Genomic DNA, 20,993 nt, shown 5'->3' on the forward strand with positions numbered 1-20,993 from the left:
GGTGTAGTTTATGTCATGCCCGGTCATTGAGCTGACTCAGCAGCTTATTCGCCGTCCTTCCCTTAGCCCGGACGACGCAGGTTGTCAGGCTCTTATGATTGAACGCCTGCGTGCCATCGGTTTTACCGTTGAACGCATGGATTTTGGCGATACCCAGAACTTTTGGGCGTGGCGCGGACAGGGCGAAACGCTGGCCTTCGCCGGGCATACTGACGTCGTTCCCGCCGGTGACGCGGACCGCTGGATTAACCCACCGTTTGAACCGACCATTCGCGACGGCATGCTGTTTGGTCGCGGCGCGGCAGACATGAAAGGTTCTCTGGCGGCGATGGTCGTGGCGGCAGAGCGCTTTGTGGCGCAGCATCCGAACCACAAAAACCGTCTCGCGTTTTTGGTAACCTCCGACGAAGAAGCCAGCGCGCACAACGGTACCGTGAAGGTTGTTGAAGCGCTGATGGCACGCAACGAGCGTCTCGACTACTGCCTGGTCGGTGAGCCGTCCAGCACCGAAGTGGTGGGTGACGTCGTCAAAAACGGACGCCGTGGCTCGCTGACCTGTAACCTGACCATTCACGGCGTTCAGGGGCACGTTGCGTATCCGCATCTGGCCGATAACCCGGTCCACCGCGCCGCGCCAATGCTGAGCGAGCTGGTGGCGATTGAGTGGGATAAGGGCAACGAGTTCTTCCCGCCGACCAGCATGCAGATTGCGAACGTCAAGGCCGGGACCGGAAGCAATAACGTGATCCCGGGGGATTACTTCGTCCAGTTCAACTTCCGCTTCAGCACGGAACTGACCGATGAGATGATCAAGGCGCGCGTTGTCGCCCTGCTGGAAAAATATCAACTGCGCTACACCGTGGAGTGGTGGCTTTCCGGCCAGCCGTTCCTGACGCAGCGCGGCAAACTGGTGGATGCGGTGGTGAACGCCATCGAGCACTATAATGAAATTAAGCCACAGCTGCTGACAACGGGTGGCACCTCAGACGGACGCTTTATCGCCCGTATGGGTGCACAGGTTGTCGAACTGGGGCCAGTGAACGCAACCATTCATAAAATAAATGAGTGTGTCAATGCGGCAGATTTGCAACTGCTGGCCCGTATGTATCAACGTATTATGGAGCAAATCGTCGCCTGACGAACGCTCTGAGAGGAATAGCGAATGGATTGGCTTTCAAAGTACTGGTGGGTTCTGGTGTTGGTTTTTCTGGTCGGCGTACTGCTTAACGTGATTAAAGACCTTAAGCGCGTGGACCATAAAAAATTTCTCGCCAACAAACCGGATCTTCCCCCGCACCGTGATTTCAACGACAAGTGGGACGATGATGACGACTGGCCGAAGAAAGACCAGAAGAAGTAACCGGTCTGTATCCCCTCTCCTGTGGAGAGGGGATAACCTCACATAAACTCAACAATATCATCATTATCCGGCTTACCGCCGCTGAGCGCTTCATCAAAGTAGTGCTTCGGTACGGTATAGCGCAAACGATCGAGCGCAAACTGCATGCTGCGGTCGTCAATCGCGTGGCCCAGATCGTCAACGATATCCAGCGTCACATCTCCGCCTTCGCGAATCAACGCTTCCTGCGCGTCAACCGCATACGAGAGCTCAATCACCCGGTCTTCACCGCCGTGGATTAAGTGGATCGTGGTTTGCGTGGTCGCGCTCGTCGGTAACGTCGCAAAACGGCCGTTAAACGCAATCACCCGTGACACCAGACCCGGGTGCGCCTTTACGCTTTCCAGCGACATGATTGACCCCTGCGAGAAGCCAATCAGCGCGGTGGCATCGGCTCCTACACCGCTCTGCTGCTGCCAGTAGCGGACGACCTCGATAAAGGTCGGCATGATGGCGTCAATGCGCGCCTGACGGTTCTCTTCCGTCACGCCCTGAACCGAGAACCACTGGCGCCCGTTCGGGCCGCATGGCTCTACGCCACCGATGCTGACAATCAGCGCTTCGGGGAAAACGGGCGCAAACCAGCTGCCAATCTGCCCCATATTGACGGCATTATCGCCAACCCCATGAAACAGAAGCAGTAACTGTTTAGCCGGTTTGTCAGGGCTTTGAACAACAAAATGATCGTGTTTCATGGTGGTCTCCTTAATAGATGACCTGGATTCTACGCCTCCCGACGTGAATGACCATGCCACTTTACTGAAGAAGTCATTGAAAAAATTGCCATTGCAAAATGTCATCTTTCAACTGCTGGCAGCGGGGATAATCAAGGCTTTCAAGCGCTTGCGCGGTTTCACTGCGCAGCTTTGCCAGCAACGCTTTTCGCCCGACGTCTTCCGTTTTTCCTGCCATTTTCCCACGCAGGGCCGGAAGAGGCATGTCCACGGCTAACAACAGCCGCGTCAGCGCGGCAACCGAGGTTGAAAACGCCCGATGTGCAAAAGCAAACCCCGCCAGCTCCAGCCAGTCGTCACTATTAAGGGTAGCTTCCCATCGGTCTTCCACGGGGATCTTTTCACCGTTCCAGGCAGACAGGACGCGCATATCCCGGCACAAACGCTGATGTTCCTGCGCGCACAGCCGACGCCCTGCCTCGCTAAGCGGCAGCAGCGCCATCGCCGTGTAGCAGCCGCTGCTGGCTTCACGATGGCTGCCCATCCGCACCAGCACAAAGCCGCACTGCTGCCAGAAATGCCAAAGTTCATCGGTGTAACCAAAGCTCACCGACAGATAATCTTCGCCGCAGGCGCTGCGAACAAGCGCCTGGCCAATCCCTTCCCGCTGACGGCGAGGGTGCACGGCAATGCGGGTCACCCGCCGTCCTCTGAGCGTCGCCGCCAGCGGAGAGCCGCCGTGTGCCGCCAGAGACTGCGCCACCAGGTTCCCGCGCGGACGCCGGAACCCCGCCCACACGGCGCGGCTAAGCTCAGGGGACAGCCCGCCCTCCTCCACCAGCCATAGCGCCCCGGCGATAACCGGGTTCGTTTCGGCAACGGCAAACTGCTGCCCGGGCGCGTCCATCATGCGGCGCAAATCGAGCGGCGAGGTGCGGTAATGCGCCGCACAGAGGAGCTCATACACGCTCGCGGCAAGCGCCGGGCGGCTTTCCCATGCCGTCGGCGCCAGAGACGTTAAATGCACCTCTCCTTCAGGGCGACGGTCGATCAGCGTATCGTCAAACAGCAGCGCGCTGGCGACGATACGCTCAAGCGGGCAGCCCGCCGCCCAGCGTACAGGTGTAGATAAGCTGTAGCGCTGCAGCCCGGCAAACCGACCGCAGAATTTAAGCAAAAATCCGCGGCCCGTCCCTTCATAGCCCTGCACCGTGGTGGTCAACAGCACGCGGGGGAAACGGGCAACTAACTTTTCCAGCAGAGGTCCGGGGATCGCAGCGGCTTCATCAACAATCAGCCAGTCTGCCTGGCGCGAAGAGGCAAGCAGCGCGTCCGGGGCCATAAAATGAAAACGCTCTCCGGCAAAGCGGGCGATGATATCCGTTGCCCCCTTCGACGGCGCGGTAACCACGGCGCTGCCAGCAATGCGGCTCAGCAACATTCCTGCCAGGGCTGATTTTCCGCGCCCGCGCGCGGCGGTGACGGCCACGATGCCACCCGACATCCCCTGCAGCACATCCAGGATCTCAGCCTGCTCGCGCTGCGGGGCGCCGCTGGCAGGCTGCCAGTCTGGCGCGCCGGGTAAAGGCGGAAGGGATAACGCGCGGCCCTGAAGCCAGACAATCGCGTCGGGATCGGCTGCAATCGTCCGGGAGAAATGGTGGACAAAATGCGGCGTGGCTATTGCTTCCGCGCTGTCGCTCCAGCGCAGTGAATCGCTGTCTGGCAACCCGGCCCACGCGTCGAGTGGCGGAACTCGTAGCACCAGAAGGCTTCCGGCACTCAGCGTTCCGCTCAGGGCGGCAAACGCGGCGACATCAAACCCGGCGCTGGCGTCAAAAACAGCATGCCGGAACTCGCGTCCCAGCAGGCCGCTGATGGCTTTTGAAGGGTGTTCGTCAAGCCTTACCCAGTCTCCGGGCAAGGCAGCACGCAGGGCAAGCGCCTGGGTTAACGTCCACTGCGCCTCGCCGCTGAGCACCACCAGCCGACGATGGCCGGTGCGCTCAAGCTCGCGTATCAGCTGTTCAAACGCCAGCATTACATCGCTTTGCCGAAGGTATTACACTGCGCCGGGTCGCCGCTATCGAAGCCGCGTTTGAACCAGCTGTAGCGCTGCTGTGAGGTACCGTGAGTAAAGCTGTCCGGTACGACGCGCCCCTGGCTCTGCTGCTGAAGACGGTCGTCACCGATAGCCTGAGCGGCGTTTAACGCCTCTTCAAGATCGCCGGATTCCAGAACGCCCTGCTGCTGCATGCTGTGGCCCCAGACGCCCGCGAAGCAGTCCGCCTGCAGCTCCATTTTGACGGACAGTCGGTTAACTTCTGCCTGCGAGGCATTTTGCTGCAGCTGGCGCACCTTAGGCTCAATCCCCAGCAGCTTTTGCACGTGATGGCCGACTTCATGCGCGATAACGTAGCCCTGGGCAAAATCACCGTCAGCGCCAAGCTTGCGTTTCATGTCATCGTAAAAGGAGAGATCGATATAGACGGTGCCGTCTGCCGGGCAGTAGAACGGACCCATCACGGACTGTCCGGTGCCGCATCCGGTGCGGGTTGCGCCCCGGTACATCACCAGCTTCGGCTGCTGGTAGGTACGCCCCATCTTCTCAAACAGCTGACCCCAGGTGTCTTCCGTTGTGGCGAGGATAACGGAGGTAAATTTGGCCGCTTCATCTTCATTCGGGCTGATGGAGTGCTGAGATTGCTGCTGTTGCAGCGGCTGACCGGTCATCAACCCTGTGAGGTCAACGCCGTAATAACCCGCGACTAAAACCACAATCAGCAGGATGATGCCGCCCTTACCGCTGGGTAACCGGAAGCCGGGTCCACCCATTGAAGGACCGCCGCCGCCATCACTGCGTCTGTCTTCTACATTGTCACTTTCACGACGCCCTTGCCAGCGCATAACCACCTCTAACTATTCCATTTATAATAGCTATGATCGTAGGCGGTTAACGGCAAGATTACCATAGGAAACAAAGGTAAGACGCCAAAGGATGCGAACATCCTTTGGCAAGTGAGGGAGTTAGTCGAGCTTAACGCCTAAACGGTGAGCAACCGCTTCGTACGCTTCAATCAGGCCACCCAGGCTCTGGCGAAAACGGTCTTTGTCCATTTTATCCAGCGTTTCTTTATCCCACAGGCGGCTACCGTCTGGTGAGAACTCATCGCCCAGCACCACTTCGCCTTTGAACAGACCAAACTCCAGCTTGAAGTCGACGAGGATCAGGCCCGCGTCATCAAACAGTTTTTTCAGCACGTCGTTGGCTTTGTAGGTCAGCTCTTTCATGCGCGCCAGGTTCTCTTTGTTCACCCAGCCGAAGGTTTCGCAGTAGGAATCATTGACCATCGGATCGTGCATGGCATCGTTTTTCAGGAACAGGTCGAACAGCGGTGGATTCAGTTCGATACCTTCTTCAATGCCGAGACGCTTCACCAGGGAGCCCGCCGCACGGTTACGAATAACGCACTCAACCGGAACCATATCCAGTTTTTTCACCAGACATTCCGTATCGGACAGCAACGCTTCCATCTGGGTCGGGATACCCGCTTCGGCCAGTTTGGTCATAATGAAGTGGTTGAACTTGTTGTTCACCATGCCTTTACGATCGAACTGCTCAATGCGTGCGCCATCCCCTGCTGACGTATCATTGCGGAACTCGAGCACCAACAGATCCGGGTTTTCCGTGCTGTATACGGTCTTCGCTTTGCCACGATACAACTCAGCTTGCTTCTGCATCTTCATTACTCCTGGTGTGATGATTTGTGTTCAAAACTGGGGATATTATGCCACGCACACGTTTGCGTGGCACTAAAATAAAAAGGGCTGGATTCACCAGCCCTCGTATTTATTTGCTGAATGCGGCCTGGAAGACAGCGACCAGCGCATCGTTCTGCGACTGGGTCAGCGTGTGACCTTTTGGATCGATAAACTGCAGACTGCTGCGGTTATCTAGGTCACCTACCTGAATCTTATAGTCACCGGAGGCAAGCTGTGGATCTTTCGCGCCCAGTTCCTGCCACGCGCTGTCGGAGAGCGGCTTATAGGTTGCCGTCATGCTGCCGGTTGAACGCGTGCTGTCGGTCACTTTCATGCCCACTTTTTCCAGCGTCGCTGGCAGACGTTGCCAGGTCTGGTTAAACGGTGCACGCACCACCAGCATTGGCAGGCCGGTATCATCCGCGCCGCTCTGAACATCGAAGGTCACACCGTTACGGCTCTGCGCAGCGTTGGCGGCATCGGTAGCGGTCTTATCCAGACCTGCGGCAATCACGTTCAACATTTCGGTACTGTAACGCTGCAGGGACGCGGCATCCGCAACCGGTTTACCCGCCTGCTCCAGGTTCAACAGCTTAACGTTGACCGCCTGCTGATAACCCTGTGGTTTAACGGAGACTTGATAGCGACCACGGTACTGCTGGTCTTCATCCAGACGGTTCCATTCGATCCAGTCGGTGGTTAACGTCTGGCTGGCGTCATCGCGTTTATCGATGGTGTAGTTCTTCGACTGAATGACGCTGACAACCTGCGGCCACAGATTGCTACCGCGCGCGCTCTCAACCATCAGAGACGCCGTATCACCGGTGAACTGGGTACGCGCCCCGCTAACCAGCGCCAGAGGCTGTGCTGGCGGACGAATATCAAGCGCTTTACCGACCAGGCCGCTGCCGTTGGTCACGGGAATATTATAATCGCCGTTCTGAATCGGCAGGATCATACCAGCCGGTGCGTGAAGTTCAGCAAGCGGGGTCGCATCCAGATAGGATTCATCACCGCTCACCTGGCGCTTGTAGCGCGAGTCTGAACTACAGGCAGCGAGCAGCATAACAAGCGAAACACTCGCAACCTTCGCCAGGCGCGACTTCTGTACTGAATAAGCCATCAAATCTCCCTAAACTTTACAGCAAACCGGCATGCTTCAGCGCAGCCCTGACGATATCACGACCGTGGTCGGTGATCGGTGTCATTGGCAGACGCAGCGTATCGGTTGCTACAAGACCCAACTCCTTGCATGCCCATTTCACTGGGATCGGATTGGGTTCGACAAATAATTTATTGTGCAGCGGCATCAGACGCTGATTAATGACGCGCGCTTCATCAAAATGACCTGCTGCGGCCAGTTTGCACATTTCAGCCATGTCGCGCGCCGCAACGTTTGCCGTTACGGAGATCACGCCATGGCCACCGAGCTGCATAAAGTCCAGCGCGGTCGCATCATCACCACTCAACAGGATAAAGTCGTCTGAAACCAGCTCTTTGATCTGATGAACGCGGCTTAAGTTCCCTGTCGCCTCTTTAATACCGATAATATTTTTTACTTCCGAGAGACGACCAACGGTTTCCGGCAGCATATCGCAACCGGTACGGGACGGCACATTATACAGAATTTGTGGCAAGTCAGTATGTTCAGCGATGGCTTTGAAGTGCTGGAACAAACCTTCCTGAGTAGGACGGTTGTAGTAAGGAGTCACCGTCAGACAGCCAACGATGCCGCTGTCGTTAAAACGTTTGGTCAGGCTGATAGCTTCTGCTGTTGCATTAGCCCCTGTGCCCGCGATGACCGGAATACGTCCGTCAGCCAGTTCCAGGGTCAGCATCACCACATCGCCGTGCTCGTCGTGGCTCAGCGTTGCGGATTCACCGGTAGTCCCTACCGAAACGATCGCCGAGGTTCCGTTGGCGACATGGTAATCAATGAGCTTCTTCATGCTTGACCGGCAGACATTACCTTTTTCATCCATCGGTGTAACAAGCGCGACAATACTTCCCGTGAACATGAGCCATCCTCTGTGCGAACAAGAGCCTCAATGTTACGTTTGGAACTGTAATAAAAGCAAGCGACCTGAGGCTCTCAGGCGGTTGTATGCATGTTTTTTTTATGCTTTCCTTAGGAAGACTTAACCATGCAAAGGAAGAACAGGTTTGACAACCTCATCACAACATTACCTGGTTATCACTGCGCTGGGTGCCGACAGGCCGGGTATCGTGAACACCATCACCCGCCACGTAAGCAGCTGCGGCTGTAATATCGAAGACAGCCGTCTGGCGATGCTCGGCGAAGAGTTCACATTTATTATGTTACTTTCCGGGACATGGAACGCCATCACGTTGATTGAATCGACCCTGCCGCTGAAAGGGGCCGAACTGGATTTGCTGATTGTCATGAAGCGCACCACTGCGCGTCCGCGTCCGGCACTGCCTTCTACCGTCTGGGTACAGGTTGAAGTGCCTGATTCTCCGCATCTGATTGAGCGTTTCACGGCGCTTTTTGACAGTCATCAGATGAATATTGCCGAACTGGTTTCCCGTACGCAGACAAGCGATGACCATGGTCTTCCGGTGCTGTTTATTCAAATTACCGCGCACAGCCCTGCCTCACAGGATGCGTCAAATATCGAGCAAGCGTTCAAAGCCCTCTGTACAGAATTAAACGCGCAGGGCAGTATAAGCGTCGTCAATTATTCGCAGCACGAACAGGATGGAGTTGAGTAATGAACCCACTGAAAGCCGGTGACATCGCACCGAAATTTAGCTTACCGGATCAAGACGGCGAGCAAGTAAATTTGACCGACTTCCAGGGACAGCGTGTTCTGGTCTATTTCTACCCGAAAGCCATGACCCCCGGCTGCACCGTACAGGCCTGCGGCTTACGCGACAACATGGACGAGTTGAAAAAAGTCGGCGTGGAAGTGCTGGGTATCAGCACCGATAAACCAGAAAAGCTGTCACGATTTGCTGAAAAAGAGCTGCTGAACTTCACGCTGCTTTCTGATGAAGATCATCAGGTATGCGAGCAGTTCGGCGTCTGGGGCGAGAAGACGTTTATGGGTAAAACCTACGACGGCATCCACCGCATCAGCTTCCTGATTGACGCTGACGGTAAAGTTGAACACGTGTTTGACGACTTCAAAACCAGCAACCACCACGACGTGGTGTTGAACTGGCTGAAACAAAGCGCCTGATAAACAGCAAAACGGCAACCCAGGTTGCCGTTTTTCGTGTTTCCTCCCTCTCCCCGTGGGAAGGGGTCGGGGTGAGGACATCAGGCCGCTCAAAACTACTTCTCTTCCACCGCCGGTACATCCGGCCACGCGTGGACCACGGCTTTAATCAGCGTTGCCAGCGGAATGGCGAAGAACACGCCCCAGAATCCCCACAGCCCGCCGAAAATCACCACGGATAAGATAATCACCAGCGGATGCAGGTTCACCGCTTCGGAGAACAGCACCGGCACCAGCAGGTTACCGTCCAGGCCCTGAATAATCAGGTACACCGCGAAGCAGCTCCAGAACTCTGTCCCCAGCCCAAACTGGAACAGCGCGACCCCAACAACCGGAATGGTCACCACAAACGCGCCTATGTACGGGATCAGAACCGACAGTCCCACCAGCACCGCCAGCAGCAGCGAGTAGTTCAGGCCGAAAATCAGGAAGCCAATCCAGGTCGCTACCCCCACGACAATCATCTCCAGCACCTTGCCGCGAATGTAGTTGGTGATCTGCTGGTTCATCTCTTCCCAGACCTGCCCCGCCAGCCCGCGGTTGCGCGGCAGAATACGGCGCACGGCGTTGAGCATTTGATCTTTATCTTTCACCAGGAAGAAGACCATCAGCGGCACGAGCACAAGGTAAACCGCCAGCGTCAGCAGTCCGACCAGGGACGCCAGAGAGTACTTCACCACCGAATCACCCATCGTCATGATGCGAGCGCGCATATTTTCGGCCATCGCGTCGATAATTCCGGCATCCATCAGAGCCGGATAACGGCGCGGCAGCGTGGCGGCAAAATCAGACAGCTTGTTCAGCATGCCGGGCATGTCGCGGATCAGGTTAATTCCCTGCTGCCAGGCGACCGGCATCACCACAAAAGCCATTAACAGCAGGATGCCGACAAACAGCACCAGCACGATGCTGGTCGCCCAGCGGCGGGAACAGCCGATATGTTCCAGACGCGCCGTGGGCCACTCCAGCAGGTATGCCAGCACAATCGCCACCAGCAGAGGGGCGAGCAGGCCGCTGAAGAAGAACAGAATACCGAACCCGGCAACCAGAATAACCAACAAAGCAATGGCCTCCGGGTCGCTGAACCGACGCCGGTACCACTGCATTAACATTTCGAGCATACAACCCTTCCCTGAATCGAATGGCGGGAGTGAGACGGTGAATTGTATCTAACTGTCACAAAAAAGACTTTCGCTTTTTGTATCCCGATCGCAATCCGCAAAACCCTGATGAATGGGATTTTCTTCATGCTACAACACGGCTACACTCGCAGGGCAGCAGAGATGAACGATATGCCGGTTCATCGGTCAAATTAGCACATCCAACATACAGGACAGTGGTTATGTTCAGGCAATTGAGAAAAACACTGGTTGCAACACTGATTGCCGCGGTGACGGTCGGTCAGGTGTTGCCCGCTTTTGCTGACTCGTCCGATTCATTGCCGGACATGGGCACCACAGCAGGAAGCACGCTCTCTATTGGGCAAGAGATGCAAATGGGGGATTACTATGTTCGCCAACTGCGCGGCAGCGCCCCGCTGATCAACGACCCTTTGCTGGTGCAGTACATAAACGGGCTGGGGATGCGTCTGGTAGCGCACGCCGACTCGGTAAAGACCCCCTTCCATTTCTATTTAATCAATAATGACGAAATCAACGCCTTCGCCTTCTTTGGCGGTAACGTGGTGCTGCATTCAGCGTTATTCCGTTATTCAGACAACGAAAGCCAGCTGGCCTCGGTAATGGCGCACGAAATTTCGCACGTCACACAGCGTCACCTGGCGCGTGCGATGGAAGACCAGAAACGTAACGCTCCCCTCACCTGGGTGGGTGCACTGGGCTCTATTCTGCTGGCGATGGCCAGCCCGCAGGCCGGGATGGCGGCCCTGACCGGTACGCTGGCGGGAACGCGTCAGGGGATGATCAGCTTCACCCAACAAAACGAGCAGGAAGCGGACCGCATCGGGATTCAGGTGCTGCAGCGCTCGGGCTTTGACCCGCAGGCCATGCCGAGCTTCCTGGAAAAACTGCTCGATCAGGCGCGTTACTCTTCCCGTCCGCCGGAAATCCTGCTGACGCACCCGCTGCCTGAAAGCCGACTATCGGACGCGCGTAACCGTGCAAACCAGATGCGTCCTGTGGTGGTCCAGTCTTCGCAGGATTTCTACATGGCGAAAGTGAGAACGCTTGGAATGTACAATTCCGGGCGTAACCAGCTCACCAGTGACCTGCTGGATACCCTGGCGAAAGGCAACGTGCGTGAGAAAAACGCCGCGCAGTATGGTCAGGCGCTTCAGGCGATGGAAGCCAGCAAATACGACGAGGCGCGTAAAGCGCTGCAACCGCTTCTGGCTGCCGACCCGAACAACCCGTGGTATCTCGATCTTTCGACGGATATCGATCTGGGGCAGAAGAAAACCGCCGATGCGATTAACCGTCTGAAAGGGGCGAAAGATGTCCGTACCAACCCGGTGCTGCAGCTTAACCTGGCGAATGCTTACCTGCAGGGCGGCCAGCCGGGTGAAGCGGCGACTATCCTGAACCGCTACACCTTTAATAATAAAGACGATCAAAACGGCTGGGATCTGCTCGCTCAGGCGGAAGCCCAGCTCGGCAACCGCGATCAGGAGCTTGCGGCGCGTGCCGAAGGCTTTGCCCTGGTGGGCCGCCTCAATCAGGCGATTTCCGCGCTCAGCAGCGCCAGCTCGCAGGTCAAGCTTGGTAGCCTACAGCAGGCCCGTTACGACGCGCGTATCGATCAGCTTCGCGGCCTGCAGCAGCGCTTTAAGCCGTACGAGAAGATGTAATAAAGGAGAATTCACGTCATGACAGACGCCGTAAAAATCTATCACAACCCTCGCTGCTCCAAGAGCCGCGATACCCTGAGCCTGCTGAAGTCTAACGGCGTTGAGCCGGAAGTGGTGCTTTACCTTGATACACCACCTGACGCGCAAACCCTCCGCCAGCTGCTGCGCATGCTGGGAATGGGCAGCGCTAGAGAGCTGATGCGTCAGAAAGAAGATCTGTATAAGTCGCTCGACCTGGATGACAGCCGTCTCACCGAGGCTGAGCTGATCCAGGCGATGGTTCAAAATCCAAAGCTGATTGAGCGCCCGATTGTGGTGGCGAACGGCCAGGCGCGCATTGGACGTCCGCCGGAAGACGTGCTCGAGATCCTATGATGGTTTAGCCCGGTGGCGCTGCGCTTACCGGGCCTACAAACCCCGCCCGCCTCCCGGCAAAAAACTCAAAGCTTGAGAATATCTTTCACAAATGGAATGGTCAGCTTGCGCTGGGCGGTAATGGAGGCGCGATCGAGCTGATCGAGCGTGTCAAACAGCGTGCGCATTTCGCGATCCAGACGCTTGAGCAGGAAACGTCCCACGTCCTCCGGCAGCTCAAATCCGCGCTGTTTTGCGCGCAGCTGTAGCGCCTGAAGCTTATCTTCATCCGACAGCGGCTGGAGCTTGTAGATTTGCCCCCAGTCCAGACGAGACGCCAGATCCGGCAGCCCCAGATTCAGCTGTCGCGGTGGACGATCGCCGGTGATCAGCAGCCGGGTTTTGCCCGACTCCAGGATGCGGTTGTAGAGGTTGAAGATCGCCATTTCCCACGGCTCGTCCCCCGCCACGCACTCGATATTATCAATGCAGACCAGCGAGAGATGTTCCATTCCCTCCAGCACCTCAGGCACGAACCACGTACGTTTATCCAGCGGCACGTAGCCTACTGCATCACCGCGCGCTGAAAGCTCCGCGCAGGCGGCATGCAGCAGATGGCTGCGCCCCGCGCCTTCGCGTGACCAGATATAGATGTATCCGCTGTGATCCTGGCGCAGCACGTTTTGCAGTGCAGCCAGTAAAGAGGGGTTATCACCCGGCCAGAAACTCGCGAAAGTTTCGTCGTCAGGGAGATAAAGTGGCAGAGAGAGCTGTGCCGGTCCGTTCAGAAATACCTCAACCAGAGATCCTACGTAAAATCGGAAAGGAGTTTAACACGGAACCTGCAAGGAGAGAACCGGGCGATCCCTCGCCCGACTTTTCGATCAATGTGACGCTTTTTCGCTTTCGTCAGCGTCCAGTACCACCTCTTCTGGGCGGATCACCGAGATCAGCTTGAAGATCAGGCTCAGGCCAACGCCGACGATGGTCGCGAGCGCCATGCCCTTCAGCTCGGCCGCACCGATGTGCACCTTCGCGCCGCTCACGCCGATAATCAGGATTACTGAGGTCAGGATCAGGTTCTGCGCCTTGCTGTAATCCACTTTGGATTCAATCAGCACGCGAATACCGGAGGCACCAATTACCCCGTACAGCAGCAGAGACACGCCGCCCATCACCGGCACCGGGATGATCTGAATCGCTGCCGCCAGCTTGCCGACGCAGGAGAGCAGAATGGCGATGATCGCCGCGCCGCCGATAACCCAGGTACTGTAGACGCGGGTAATCGCCATCACGCCGATGTTCTCACCGTAGGTGGTGTTTGGCGTTGAGCCAAAGAAACCGGAGATAATGGTGGAGAAACCGTTCGCAAACATGGAACGGTGCAGACCCGGGTCGCGGATTAAATCGCGCTTAACGATGTTCGCCGTCACCACCAGGTGGCCGACGTGCTCCGCAATCACCACCAGCGCCGCAGGCAGAATGGTGAAAATCGCAAACCATTCGAAGCGAGGGGTGTAGAAGGTTGGCAGCGCGAACCAGTGCGCCTCGGCAATCGGAGTGGTGTCCACCACGCCCATCGCGAAGGAGAGCGCGTAGCCCGCCAGCACGCCGATCAGGATCGGGATGATCGCCATAAAGCCGCGGAACAGGACGGAACCAAACACCGTTACGCCAAGCGTTACCAGCGAGATGATAATGGTTTTGGAATCCGGTGACTGGCCGTCAGCAGGCAGCAGACCGGCCATATTCGCCGCGACGCCCGCCAGCTCCAGACCGATGACCGCAACGATGGCGCCCATCGCCGCAGGCGGGAACATCACGTCCAGCCAGCCGGTACCGGCTTTCTTCACAATGAAGGACACCACGCAGAACAGGACGCCACACATGATAAAGCCGCCCAGCGCGACTTCATAACCCAACGGCAGCAGCAGCAGAACCGGCGAGATAAAGGCGAAGCTTGACCCCAGATACGCCGGGATTTTGCCTTTACAGATAAAGAGGTACAACAACGTACCGATGCCGTTGAACAACAGCACGGTTGCCGGGTTAATGTGGAACAGGATTGGCACCAGCACGGTTGCGCCAAACATGGCGAACAGGTGCTGCAAACTAAGCGGGATAGTCTGTAAAAGCGGCGGTCTTTCACTCACCCCGATAGCACGGCGCGTCATAGTGTTTTCCTCTGAGTAGTATTGTTGTTGGTGTTTTATTCAAAAAAAAGCCGACTATCAAAGTCGGCTTATTTATCGTTATTCGATTATTTCGTACCAAAGATCTTATCGCCGGCATCGCCGAGCCCCGGAATGATGTATCCGTGCTCGTTCAGGCCCTGGTCGATAGAGGCGGTATACAGCTCAACGTCCGGGTGCGCTTTTTCCAGCGCCGCGATCCCTTCCGGAGCCGCAACCAGCACCAGCACCTTAATGCTGTTACAGCCTGCATTTTTCAGCAGGTCGATGGTGGCGATCATCGAACCACCGGTCGCCAGCATCGGGTCAACCACCAGTGCCATACGCTCGTCGATGTTAGACACCAGCTTCTGGAAGTAAGGAACCGGCTCAAGGGTTTCTTCGTTACGGTAGATCCCGACCACGCTGATGCGCGCGCTTGGCACGTGCTCCAGCACGCCTTCCATCATGCCGAGACCGGCACGCAGGATTGGCACCACGGTAATTTTCTTACCTTTGATCTGCTCAACCTGCACCGGGCCGTTCCAGCCTTCGATGGTGACTTTTTCTGTTTCCAGATCGGAGGTCGCTTCGTATGTCAGCAGGCTGCCGACTTCAGATGCCAGTTCGCGAAAACGCTTCGTGCTGATGTCATGCTCACGCATCAGGCCCAACTTGTGTTTAACGAGTGGGTGTTTCACTTCCACAATCTTCATTCTCTTTCTCCTCTGAGGCGGCGTCCGCAAAAAAATCGCGGGATTATACCGCTTTTTTCGGATTAGGCCATACCCATCTTGCTTGACGTATATCAAGCAAAGTGATTTAGAGACAAAAAAAACCGGAGGCAAGACTCCGGCTTGGGTGCGGGTTCTGCCCGGTGGCGCTGCGCTTACGCGGACCTACGTGTAGTGTAGGTCGGGTAAGCGTTAGCGCCACCCGGCAATTACAGGCTATCGCCGTTGCTCGCAATTACCTGCTTATACCAGTCGAACGATTTCTTCTTGCTGCGGTTCAGCGTGCCGTTGCCTTCATTGTCTTTGTCGACAAAGATAAAGCCGTAGCGTTTTTTCATTTCGCCCGTACCGGCAGAAACGAGGTCGATACAGCCCCACGGGGTATAGCCCATCAGATCCACGCCATCTTCCTCCACCGCTTTTTTCATCTCGCGGATGTGGGCGGACAGGTAGTCAATGCGGTACTGGTCGTTCACCGTGCCGTCGCTCTCCTGCACGTCGATCGCGCCAAAGCCGTTCTCAACGATAAACAGCGGCAGCTGATAGTGATCCCAGAACCAGTTGAGGGAGTAGCGCAGCCCCACCGGGTCAATCTGCCAGCCCCAGTCCGATTTCTGCACGTACGGGTTAGTGACCAGGCTCTTGCTCTCGTCGTAATCCAGCTGCGGGTTATCCGACGTCGCCTTGGTGGCGAAGGACATATAGTAGCTGAAGCCGATGTAGTCCACGCAGCCCTGCGTCAGCGCGGCTTTATCTTCTTCGGTAATATCCAGCGTAAAGCCGCGACGCGCAAAGTAGTTGAGCAGATGCTGCGGGTACCTGCCGCGCACGTGCACGTCGGTGAACCAGTAGCGGCGGTGCATGGCGTTCATCGCCATCATCATATCGTCCGGCGCGCAGGTGAGCGGGTAGATAGGACACATGGCAATCATGCAGCCAATCTGCAGCGACGGGTTAATCTCACGCCCCGCCTTCACCGCCAGGGCGCTGGCCACCAGCTCATAGTGCGCCGCCTGGAACATCACCGGCTCACGGTCTTCACCCGGCGCGTACTTCAGCCCGGAGTTAGTGAACGGCGCAAAGTCTTCGTGGAAGTTGGCCTGGTTGTTGATCTCGTTGAAGGTCATCCAGTACTTCACTTTATGCTGATAGCGCTGGAATACCACTTTTGCAAAACGAACGAAGAAGTCGATCAGCTTACGGTTGCGCCAGCCGCCGTATTCAGTGACCAGATGGAAAGGCATCTCGAAGTGAGACAGGGTGATAACCGGTTCGATGCCGTACTTCAGGCATTCGTCGAACAGGTCGTCATAGAATTTCAGGCCAGCCTCGTTAGGCTCAAGCTCGTCGCCTTTCGGGAAGATCCGCGTCCAGGCAATAGAGGTGCGGAAGCATTTGAACCCCATCTCGGCAAAGAGTTTGATGTCTTCTTTATAGCGGTGGTAGAAATCGATGGCTTCATGGTTAGGGTAATTTTTCCCTTCCAGCACGCCGTTGGTGATTTCACGCGGCACGCCGTGCGCGCCCGCGGTCATGACATCGGCCACGCTCACGCCTTTGCCACCCTCTTTCCAGCCGCCTTCCAGCTGGTGCGCCGCAACGGCCCCACCCCACAGAAAATCTGCTTTAAATCCTGACATTCGCTTTCCCTCATTCTGCGTTATTTTCTGCAAAAACAATTACAGAAACCGGTTTCAGTTCGATGATGTGCAAAGGGAATAACCGTTGCAAGCAGTTCTCAGAAACCGGTTTCATTTTCGTGAACAGAGTCAAGTTTGGCTGCATTCACGGGGTGCACAGAAAAAAAGATCTCCACGTCCAGAATAGGCTCGCAAACGTTTGCCTGGACTGTTAGAATTGCGCCGATTTTTCTTACTAGCTATGCAATCGCGTGGGGATTTAAGCCGTGACCAACAAAACTTCTCTCAGCTACAAAGATGCCGGTGTTGATATTGACGCAGGTAATGCGCTGGTTGACCGAATCAAAGGTGTGGTGAAAAAAACCCGCCGCCCGGAAGTGATGGGTGGTCTGGGTGGATTCGGCGCACTGTGCGCGCTGCCGCAAAAATATCGTGAACCTGTTCTGGTCTCGGGTACTGACGGTGTAGGCACCAAGCTGCGCCTGGCGATGGATTTAAAACGTCACGACACGATCGGTATCGATCTGGTCGCGATGTGCGTGAATGACCTGGTGGTACAGGGCGCAGAGCCGCTGTTCTTCCTCGATTACTACGCGACTGGCAAACTGGACGTAGATACCGCGGCAAGCGTGATTAACGGTATCGCCGAAGGCTGTCTGCAGTCTGGCTGCGCGCTGGTCGGTGGTGAAACCGCAGAAATGCCGGGCATGTATCACGGCGAAGATTATGACGTCGCGGGCTTCTGCGTCGGCGTAGTAGAAAAATCAGAAATTATCGACGGCAGCAAAGTGGCCGATGGCGATGTGCTGATCGCGCTGGCCTCCAGCGGCCCGCACTCTAACGGCTACTCCCTGGTGCGTAAAATCCTCGAAGTGAGCGGCTGTGATCCGCTGACCACCGAGCTTGACGGTAAACCACTGGCTGACCATCTGCTTGCGCCAACACGTATCTACGTGAAGAACGTGCTCGAGCTTATCGAGAACGTCGACGTTCACGCCATTGCCCACCTGACCGGCGGCGGCTTCTGGGAAAATATTCCGCGCGTTCTGCCGGACAACACCCAGGCGGTGATCGACGAATCCTCATGGCAGTGGCCAGCCGTGTTTAACTGGCTGCAGACCGCGGGCAACGTGAGCTCTCACGAAATGTACCGTACCTTTAACTGCGGCGTGGGCATGGTTATCGCCCTGCCGGCAAGCGAAGCGGATAAAGCAGTGAAGCTGCTGACGGAGAAAGGTGAAAACGCGTGGAAAATCGGTACGATTAAAGCCTCCGATTCCGAACAGCGTGTGGTCATTGAATGAAAAACATCGTGGTGCTCATTTCCGGCAACGGAAGCAATTTGCAGGCCATCATAGACGCCTGCAAGCAGAAGAAAATCAACGGCACCATTCGGGCAGTATTCAGCAACAAGGCCGACGCGTTCGGCCTTGAGCGCGCGCGGGAAGCGAACATTCCCGCGCACGCGCTGGAAGCCAGCCAGTTTGCCGGGCGTGAAGCCTTTGACCGCGAGCTGGTGCATGAGATTGATGCCTACGCGCCGGACGTAGTCGTGCTGGCGGGCTATATGCGCATTCTGAGCCCGGCTTTTGTAGAACACTTCGCCGGACGTCTGCTGAATATTCACCCTTCTCTTCTGCCGAAATATCCCGGCCTGCATACCCATCGTCAGGTTCTGGAAAATGGCGATGAGGAGCATGGCACCTCCGTGCATTTCGTTACCGACGAGCTGGACGGCGGTCCGGTTATCCTGCAGGCGAAAGTCCCGGTCTTTGACGGCGATAGCGAAGAAGACGTGACCGAACGCGTGCAGACCCAGGAACACGCCATTTACCCGCTGGTGGTAAGCTGGTTTGTCGACGGACGTCTCGAGATGCGCGACGGCGCTGCCTGGCTGGACGGCGTTAAGTTACCTCCGCAGGGTCATGCGGCGGAAGAGTAGTTTATTATGTCGGGTGGCGCTTCTGCGCTTACCCGACCTGCCTGATGCATTACCCGAATGTCCCCTCCCCAACCCTCTAAATTCCCCAACAAAAAAAATAACTGTCATACTTTTCTGGCACTGTTGGACATATCGTGGAAATGCTCGCCATAATAAGGACGAGACGGATTTACCACGTCCTGTGATTGAACTGGAGTGTGAGCTGTAATGGGTCAGGAAAAGTTATATATCGAGAAAGAGCTAAGCTGGTTAGCATTCAACGAACGTGTACTCCAGGAAGCGGCAGACAAAAGTAACCCGCTGATCGAGCGCATGCGTTTTTTGGGTATTTATTCGAACAACCTGGATGAGTTCTACAAGGTTCGCTTTGCCGAGCTGAAAAGACGCATCATTATCAGCGAAGAACAGGGCTTAAACTCGCACTCGCGGCATCTGCTGGGCAAAATCCAGTCCCGCGTGCTGAAAGCCGATCAGGAATTTGACGGCCTGTATAACGAACTGCTGCTGGAGATGGCGCGCAATCAAATCTTCCTGATTAACGAACGCCAGCTTTCCGTTAACCAACAAAACTGGCTGCGCCACTACTTCAAACACTATCTGCGCCAGCACATTACCCCCATTCTGATCAACCGCGAAACCGATCTGGTGCAGTTTTTGAAAGATGACTACACCTACCTGGCGGTGGAAATTATTCGCGGTGAATCTATCCGTTACGCGCTGCTGGAGATCCCATCCGACAAGGTGCCGCGCTTTGTGAATCTGCCGCCGGAAACCCCGCGCAGACGCAAACCAATGATCCTGCTGGATAACATCCTGCGCTACTGTCTGGACGACATCTTCAAAGGCTTCTTCGATTACGATGCGTTAAACGCCTACTCGATGAAAATGACTCGTGACGCCGAATATGACCTGGTGCACGAGATGGAAGCCAGCCTGATGGAGCTGATGTCATCCAGCCTGAAACAGCGCCTGACGGCTGAACCGGTGCGCTTCGTCTATCAGCGCGATATGCCGGACGCCATGGTGGAGATGCTGCGTGAGAAACTGACCATTTCGCGCTATGACTCCATCGTTCCGGGTGGTCGTTACCACAACTTTAAAGATTTTATTGGCTTCCCGAACGTCGGCAAAGCCAACCTGGTGAACAAGCCGCTGCCGCGCCTGCGCCATCTCTGGTTCGATAAATTCCGCAACGGATTCGACGCCATCCGCGAACGCGATGTCCTGCTCTACTATCCGTACCACACCTTCGAGCACGTGCTGGAACTGCTGCGTCAGGCCTCGTTCGACCCGAGCGTGCTGGCGATCAAAATCAACATCTACCGCGTGGCAAAAGATTCTCGCATCATCGATGCGATGATCCACGCGGCGCACAACGCCAAAAAAGTCACCGTGGTGGTTGAGCTGCAGGCGCGCTTCGACGAAGAGGCGAACATTCACTGGGCGCGTCGTCTGACGGAAGCCGGTGTGCACGTCATTTTCTCCGCGCCAGGGCTGAAAATTCACGCCAAGCTGTTCCTCATCTCTCGTAAAGAGGGCGATGAGGTGGTGCGTTATGCCCACATCGGTACCGGGAACTTTAACGAGAAAACCGCGCGAATTTATACCGACTACTCGCTCTTAACTGCCGATGCCCGCATCACTAACGAAGTGCGCCGGGTCTTTAACTTTATCGAAAACCCGTACCGTCCGGTGAGCTTCGACTATCTGCTGGTCTCGCCGCAGAACTCGCGCCGTCTGCTGTACGATATGATCGATAAAGAGATCGCCAATGCCCAGAAAGGGCTGTCGTCCGGCATCACGCTGAAGCTTAACAACCTTGTCGATAAAGGGCTGGTGGACAGGCTCTATGCGGCGTCCAGCTCCGGCGTACCGGTTAATCTTCTGATCCGCGGCATGTGCTCGCTGATCCCGGAACTGGAAGGCATCAGCGACAATATTCGCGTGATCAGCATTGTTGACCGCTACCTGGAGCACGATCGGGTCTATATTTTCGATAATGCGGGTGATAAACAGGTCTATCTCTCTTCGGCAGACTGGATGACGCGCAATATTGACTACCGAATTGAAGTCGCGGCACCGCTGCTGGATCCGCGCCTGAAGCAGCAGATCCTCGACATCATCGAGATTCTGTTTAGCGATACCGTGAAAGCACGCTATATCGACAAAGAACTCAGTAACCGCTATGTACCGCGCGGCAACCGCCGTAAAGTGCGGTCGCAACTGGCGATTTACGACTATATCAAATCACTCGAGCAACCCGATTAAC

20 protein-coding genes are annotated in these 20,993 nt (G+C 56.1%); 9 read left to right on the plus strand and 11 right to left on the minus strand.

Going from position 1 to position 20,993, the window contains the following annotated elements; all coding sequences use genetic code 11:
• The first annotated feature begins 10 nt into the window (after nt 1-10).
• Both dapE and ACWYRJ_RS01645 read left to right on the plus strand, forming a co-directional pair.
• Nucleotides 11-1,138 carry a succinyl-diaminopimelate desuccinylase gene (gene dapE, locus ACWYRJ_RS01640; RefSeq protein ID WP_136195540.1) on the plus strand — a complete coding sequence of 376 codons (1,128 nt, stop codon included), beginning with the start codon at nt 11-13 and terminating at the stop codon, nt 1,136-1,138.
• Nucleotides 1,139-1,162: 24 nt separating this feature from the next.
• The gene (locus tag ACWYRJ_RS01645; RefSeq protein ID WP_008501627.1) at nt 1,163-1,360 is read left to right on the plus strand and encodes a YpfN family protein; all 198 of its coding nucleotides are present in this window, start codon (nt 1,163-1,165) and stop codon (nt 1,358-1,360) included.
• A 38-nt stretch (nt 1,361-1,398) separates the two neighbouring features.
• Here the strand turns inward: ACWYRJ_RS01645 and ypfH are convergent, their stop codons facing one another.
• The 6 genes from ypfH to dapA form a co-directional block, all read right to left on the minus strand.
• Nucleotides 1,399-2,094 (minus strand): esterase, encoded by a 696-nt coding sequence (ypfH, locus tag ACWYRJ_RS01650; protein WP_149366401.1) that lies wholly within the window; start codon nt 2,092-2,094, stop codon nt 1,399-1,401.
• A gap of 73 nt (nt 2,095-2,167) precedes the next feature.
• Nucleotides 2,168-4,114: a tRNA(Met) cytidine acetyltransferase TmcA gene (locus tag ACWYRJ_RS01655; protein ID WP_455507298.1), complete on the minus strand. Its 1,947-nt coding sequence runs from the start codon at nt 4,112-4,114 to the stop codon at nt 2,168-2,170.
• On the minus strand, nt 4,114-4,980 hold the full coding sequence (ypfJ, locus tag ACWYRJ_RS01660) for a KPN_02809 family neutral zinc metallopeptidase (RefSeq protein WP_111965183.1): 867 nt from the start codon (nt 4,978-4,980) through the stop codon (nt 4,114-4,116). Before ypfJ ends, ACWYRJ_RS01655 begins: the two co-directional genes overlap by 1 nt.
• Nucleotides 4,981-5,100: 120 nt before the next feature.
• The gene (gene purC, locus ACWYRJ_RS01665; RefSeq protein ID WP_008501631.1) at nt 5,101-5,814 is read right to left on the minus strand and encodes a phosphoribosylaminoimidazolesuccinocarboxamide synthase; all 714 of its coding nucleotides are present in this window, start codon (nt 5,812-5,814) and stop codon (nt 5,101-5,103) included.
• A 109-nt stretch (nt 5,815-5,923) separates the two neighbouring features.
• The gene (bamC, locus tag ACWYRJ_RS01670) at nt 5,924-6,958 is read right to left on the minus strand and encodes an outer membrane protein assembly factor BamC (RefSeq protein WP_111965182.1); all 1,035 of its coding nucleotides are present in this window, start codon (nt 6,956-6,958) and stop codon (nt 5,924-5,926) included.
• A 16-nt stretch (nt 6,959-6,974) separates the two neighbouring features.
• On the minus strand, nt 6,975-7,853 hold the full coding sequence (gene dapA, locus ACWYRJ_RS01675) for a 4-hydroxy-tetrahydrodipicolinate synthase (RefSeq protein WP_008501633.1): 879 nt from the start codon (nt 7,851-7,853) through the stop codon (nt 6,975-6,977).
• A 145-nt stretch (nt 7,854-7,998) separates the two neighbouring features.
• Here dapA and ACWYRJ_RS01680 point away from each other — a divergent pair, with 145 nt between their 5' ends.
• Nucleotides 7,999-8,568 (plus strand): glycine cleavage system transcriptional repressor, encoded by a 570-nt coding sequence (locus ACWYRJ_RS01680; protein WP_023308758.1) that lies wholly within the window; start codon nt 7,999-8,001, stop codon nt 8,566-8,568.
• The gene (gene bcp, locus ACWYRJ_RS01685; protein WP_014171119.1) at nt 8,568-9,038 is read left to right on the plus strand and encodes a thioredoxin-dependent thiol peroxidase; all 471 of its coding nucleotides are present in this window, start codon (nt 8,568-8,570) and stop codon (nt 9,036-9,038) included. Before ACWYRJ_RS01680 ends, bcp begins: the two co-directional genes overlap by 1 nt.
• Nucleotides 9,039-9,133: 95 nt before the next feature.
• On the opposite strand, the gene ACWYRJ_RS01690 is transcribed toward bcp, so the two are convergent.
• Nucleotides 9,134-10,198 (minus strand): AI-2E family transporter, encoded by a 1,065-nt coding sequence (locus ACWYRJ_RS01690; RefSeq protein WP_033146172.1) that lies wholly within the window; start codon nt 10,196-10,198, stop codon nt 9,134-9,136.
• 221 nt (nt 10,199-10,419) lie between these two features.
• On the opposite strand from ACWYRJ_RS01690, the gene bepA reads away from it, so the two are divergent.
• Both bepA and arsC read left to right on the plus strand, forming a co-directional pair.
• Complete coding sequence (gene bepA / locus ACWYRJ_RS01695) at nt 10,420-11,883, plus strand: beta-barrel assembly-enhancing protease (RefSeq protein WP_455507299.1); 1,464 nt, start codon at nt 10,420-10,422, stop codon at nt 11,881-11,883.
• Between the two features lie 18 nt (nt 11,884-11,901).
• On the plus strand, nt 11,902-12,258 hold the full coding sequence (gene arsC, locus ACWYRJ_RS01700) for an arsenate reductase (glutaredoxin) (protein WP_455507300.1): 357 nt from the start codon (nt 11,902-11,904) through the stop codon (nt 12,256-12,258).
• Between the two features lie 65 nt (nt 12,259-12,323).
• Here arsC and ACWYRJ_RS01705 read toward each other — a convergent pair whose 3' ends face one another.
• The 4 genes from ACWYRJ_RS01705 to ACWYRJ_RS01720 form a co-directional block, all read right to left on the minus strand.
• Nucleotides 12,324-13,025, minus strand: coding sequence for a DnaA inactivator Hda (locus ACWYRJ_RS01705; protein ID WP_211438414.1), 702 nt, complete (start codon nt 13,023-13,025; stop codon nt 12,324-12,326).
• A gap of 96 nt (nt 13,026-13,121) precedes the next feature.
• On the minus strand, nt 13,122-14,411 hold the full coding sequence (gene uraA / locus ACWYRJ_RS01710; RefSeq protein WP_045399708.1) for a uracil permease: 1,290 nt from the start codon (nt 14,409-14,411) through the stop codon (nt 13,122-13,124).
• Nucleotides 14,412-14,497: 86 nt separating this feature from the next.
• Nucleotides 14,498-15,124, minus strand: coding sequence for a uracil phosphoribosyltransferase (gene upp / locus ACWYRJ_RS01715; RefSeq protein WP_023308769.1), 627 nt, complete (start codon nt 15,122-15,124; stop codon nt 14,498-14,500).
• 227 nt (nt 15,125-15,351) lie between these two features.
• The gene (locus ACWYRJ_RS01720) at nt 15,352-16,782 is read right to left on the minus strand and encodes a 6-phospho-beta-glucosidase (RefSeq protein WP_149366398.1); all 1,431 of its coding nucleotides are present in this window, start codon (nt 16,780-16,782) and stop codon (nt 15,352-15,354) included.
• A 266-nt stretch (nt 16,783-17,048) separates the two neighbouring features.
• Between ACWYRJ_RS01720 and purM the strand changes: the two genes are divergently transcribed.
• The 3 genes from purM (at nt 17,049) to ppk1 (ending at nt 20,992) form a co-directional block, all read left to right on the plus strand.
• Complete coding sequence (gene purM, locus ACWYRJ_RS01725) at nt 17,049-18,086, plus strand: phosphoribosylformylglycinamidine cyclo-ligase (RefSeq protein WP_008501643.1); 1,038 nt, start codon at nt 17,049-17,051, stop codon at nt 18,084-18,086.
• Nucleotides 18,083-18,724, plus strand: a complete 642-nt coding sequence (gene purN / locus ACWYRJ_RS01730; RefSeq protein WP_032646794.1) for a phosphoribosylglycinamide formyltransferase — start codon at nt 18,083-18,085, stop codon at nt 18,722-18,724. The genes purM and purN overlap by 4 nt, the downstream gene beginning before the upstream one ends.
• 207 nt (nt 18,725-18,931) lie before the next feature.
• On the plus strand, nt 18,932-20,992 hold the full coding sequence (gene ppk1 / locus ACWYRJ_RS01735; protein WP_111965176.1) for a polyphosphate kinase 1: 2,061 nt from the start codon (nt 18,932-18,934) through the stop codon (nt 20,990-20,992).
• Nucleotide 20,993 lies beyond the last annotated feature (1 nt).

The sequence above is a fragment of the Enterobacter sp. genome (genome assembly GCF_977039595.1).